Source organism: Calditrichota bacterium, from assembly GCA_013152715.1.
Classification (GTDB): Bacteria; Zhuqueibacterota; Zhuqueibacteria; order Thermofontimicrobiales; family Thermofontimicrobiaceae; genus 4484-87.
This window is the reverse complement of sequence record JAADFU010000191.1, coordinates 1-3969: the sequence shown is the minus strand read 5'-3', so window position 1 is coordinate 3969 and position 3969 is coordinate 1. Positions and strand designations below refer to the sequence as shown.

The following is a 3969-nucleotide window of genomic DNA, read 5'->3' as shown; positions in this document are numbered from 1 at the left end:
AAAAAATTGCCCTTTCAGGCGGAGCAGGTTCAATTGACTCACTGGCTGGGCGATTCCACGCATAGCAATTTTTTCAATCAATGGCTGGAAGACAGTAAAGACATCGAACGGATTCCGGGTGGAGGAATTGGCGGCAGCATTTACGATGCTGCTGTTTTGGTCAATCTGGACGCCGAGGGACAGGCGTTCTGGTATAGCCGTAAAAGTCACTATCTGGAAATAGACGATTTGGAAAAAGCGGGACCTGACACTCTGTTGCCGGTCAAATCTGACGGCTCGGTGGAAATAAATATCGGCATGAGGCTGCATCAGGTTTCACTGTTGACTTTGCGTCCCGAAGGTGCAACAGCGGTTTCCGAAAATAAAGAAATTTCTTTTGAGAACAAAATCAAATGTTCAATTTTTCCCAATCCGTTCAATCAGCGCACAGTGATTCAATTGAATTCCGTAGCTGGAGAAGTGGAAATTGCGATTTACAATCAATTGGGGCAGCTTGTTTTTAGAGATTCAAAAACAATTGCTGATTCTGATAATTTTCAATTTGTCTGGAATGGTCGAAATATTTCCGGTCAAGCGCTGCCGTCCGGAGTTTATTTTCTCAAGGTAAAATCTTCCCGGCAGGTGCTGGTGAAGAAAATGCTTTTGCTTCGTTGATGTAATTAACTTTTTAAGATATAAACCACAAAGTCACCAAGGCCCAAAGAAAAAAATTAAACTTTGTGTCTTCGAGTCTTGGTGGTTTAAATAAATTGTATTGATAGCACGCGGATGACACTGATGACACGGATACTCACGGATTTTTTTATCTTTTATCCGTGTAAATCCGCGTCATCCGTGGCCTATAAAAAAGATTGATTGATAACAAGTAAAAAAGAATTCATCGCTTAAAAAATGCTTTTTTACATTTGAAAAAAAGTTGCTGTGGAAAGAGTGCATGAACATGTGTAATCAGAGCCGAAGTAAAATATTTTTTATAATTTTTATTACTTTGGTCGCTTGCAGCAAAAAGCCCGAGTTTTTCATCAACTCCATCGGCATGAAAATGATTCGCATTGAGGCAGGGACTTTTCGTATGGGCGACCTTTCTGGAAAGGGACAATGGGACGAGCGGCCGGTTCATCAGGTTACTATCAGTCAGCCTTTTTACATTTCCGAAAGGGAAGTTACTATCGAACAATTCCGTAAATTTCGTCCTGATTATGAGGGAAACGAACGTTACGCACCCTACGTCACGGGGATTAGCTGGCACGAGGCGAGTGAATTTTGCCGCTGGTTGAGCGGAAAAGAGGGCAAAACTTACCGTCTGCCCACCGAAGCGGAGTGGGAATATGTGTGCCGAGCAGGAACGGAAACGCCTTATTCCAGCGGACAACAGCCGCCGGCTCCGGGAAAAGCCAATCCCTGGGGCGTGCGCAATATGCACACTGGTGTGCTGGAATGGTGCTACGATTGGTATGGTCCTTATTCTGACGAACCACAGACAAATCCGGTGGGTGCAGAGCAGGGATTTGCCCGTGTGGTTCGCGGGGGATTGCCGGATACTTTGACGAAAAAGTTTGAACATCCGGAAATTTTTTATGCGCGTTCCGCCAATCGAGCGGGAATCGCCCCGGGATTTTCCGGGCTTGTGCCAGACATAAAATTATCGCCCCCGGTGATTCCTGACTCTGAAAAAACGCCGGCGTTCAGAGGTCTGGTCGGCGTGTATTACGATTCAGACCATCTGTGAAACCGCTGCGAGTGGGAACTGTTCTCGTTGTGGATTCAGATAGTTTGAAACTGCCCCATTTGAACGATTGGTCTGTTCACTGGCGGGGAAGCATTGTTGCTCCGGTTTCAGGAGAGTTTAAATTTTCTGCAGCGACAGATTTTCGTTTTGAATTGATTGTTGATGACAAAAGGATAATTGACCGCTGGAAAGATGGAAATAGACAGAGCGGTTCCATCCGTCTGCAAGCTGGAAAATTTTATCCCATTGAAATAAAATATGGGCATAACGGCGGAGATACGTTTTTTCAACTTTTCTGGGAAGCAGAGGGACTGGAAAAGCAGATTATCCCGGCTTCTGCTTTCCATTTCAGTCGCGCCGACGAAAAACTGGTCAGTTATGAATTTCGAAAAAAAGTGTGGAAAAAATGGAAACGGTCGAATATCGGTTTTCGCGTGGTCATGGCGCCGCTGCCGAAAACAAAACCAATCGCTGTTCAGCCGCCATTTGTGCGCCAATGCGTTAAGTCCGGCGGCAAGTATGTTGTAACCGCTCCGCAGCAACCCTATTTTCGGAAAAGATACTTGCTCCCCATTCCGCCGGATAATACTCCGCCGGAGGAAAACTACGCGGTTGGGCTGTCTCCGATTTTCAGACCGCACAATCACAGTCCAGGACTCATTGTTTTCCCCAACGGCGATGTCATGGCAGTGTTTTTCTCCGCTATTGAGGAAGATGAGCCAGAAGTTTCGCTCATCGCCTGTCGGCTGCGTTTTGGCGCGGACCAGTGGGACATGCCATCTCCGTTTCTGGATTTCCCCGACGCCAATGATGTGGCACCATTGCTCTGGAACGATGGTGATTCCACTTTTCTCTTCTGGGCAAATTTGCATTTGCGGGGCACTTTTCCCTTTCAGTGGATTGTCACGCACGATAACGGCGCAAGCTGGAGCGAAGTTCAATATCCGAAATCCGTGCGGTTGGTCGCTCCTTACACGCCGCAACCGATTACTTCTGCTTTTCGCGACCGAAACGGAACCATGTATGTTGCCTGCGATGGCTTGGGACCTACTTCATTGCTCTGGACGAGCGAAGACAATGGTAAAACATGGTATGACACCGGTGGTCGCACTGGCGCCCGGCATACCGCTTTTGTTTTGCTGAAAGACGGCACTATTTTCGGCATGGGAGGCAAAGAGGCAAATATCGACGGCTACATGCCGATTTCCATGTCCCGTGACCGCGGGAAAAACTGGCGCATTACTAAATCTGAATTTCCCGCGTTGGGGAGCAATCAACGTCCGACCATGATTCGTCTTCAGAGCGGCAGGCTGTTTCTGGCTGCAGATTTCCAGCGCAGTGACGGATTTCAGCCACCGGGAATTTCGAGAAGAGGAGCTTATGTCGCGCTTTCCGATGACGAAGGAAAAACCTGGCGCATCAAACCGTTGCCTGGCGTGCAATTGCACGAGAGACCAAAAAAAAGAGCGCTCATGAGGGGCGGCACGCTGGGCTACCCGGTGGCGCGGCAGGCACCTAATGGCATGATTCATCTCATTACTACAATGAACGAGCCGTGTCTTCATTTTGAATTCAATGAAGCCTGGATTTTGAGCGATGAAAATCCATCGCAAGATGAAATTATGAAATCAACGGCGAAAAAAATTGCCCGGGTTCAACGTTTTGAAGAGTATTATGCCGATGGCAAGCTAAAAGCAATATGGCACGGCGGTGTGGGGGACGATGGACGCTTCTTACTGCACGGGAACGAGGTCTGGTTTTATCCGAATGGAAAAAAGCAGTGGGAAGTTACTTATGAATTGGGAAATAAAATCGGAAGGGAAACTTTCTGGGACCGCCAGGGAAAAATTCTCTGGCAATGGGAGCATCACCGCGATGGTTCGGCGGTATGGACTCAATTCTGGAAAAACGGAAATAAGAAGTCGGAATCTCACTGGAAAAATAAGCGCGCTGTGGGTAGAGCGCAGCGGTGGAATAGACAGGGGAAATTGATTTTGGATAAAGTTTTCTAAAATGATTAAGAGAAATAGCACGCGGATGACATGGATTATGCGGATTCCCGCGGATTAAAAAAGATGAAACCTTTCGAAGGTTTTGAACCTTCGAAAGGTTCTCTAACAGGTTGAAAAAAATCCGTGAAAATCAGTGGCATCTGTGTTATCCGTGGTCTATAAAAAATACCACTCCAAATCATCGAACGTAGTCAAATAGCTCTAAGGAGAAACAGATGACTTTGTTAT

3 protein-coding genes are annotated in these 3969 nt (G+C 46.9%); all 3 read left to right on the top strand.

Features of this window, described 5'->3' with window-relative positions; genetic code table 11:
• On the top strand, positions 1 to 654 hold a 654-nt coding region (locus GXO74_15065; protein NOZ62974.1), incomplete at its 5' end, for a T9SS type A sorting domain-containing protein.
• Between the two features lie 280 nt (positions 655 to 934).
• Positions 935 to 1729, top strand: a complete 795-nt coding sequence (locus tag GXO74_15060) for a formylglycine-generating enzyme family protein (GenBank protein NOZ62973.1) — start codon at positions 935 to 937, stop codon at positions 1727 to 1729.
• On the top strand, positions 1726 to 3741 hold the full coding sequence (locus GXO74_15055) for a hypothetical protein (protein ID NOZ62972.1): 2016 nt from the start codon (positions 1726 to 1728) through the stop codon (positions 3739 to 3741). The genes GXO74_15060 and GXO74_15055 overlap by 4 nt, the downstream gene beginning before the upstream one ends.
• The last annotated feature ends 228 nt before the right edge of the window (positions 3742 to 3969 follow it).

Excerpts from the sequence above, each read along its gene's own strand:
- GXO74_15060 (NOZ62973.1), top strand. The coding sequence starts at position 935 with ATGAACATGTGTAATCAGAGCCGAAGTAAAATATTTTTTATAATTTTT.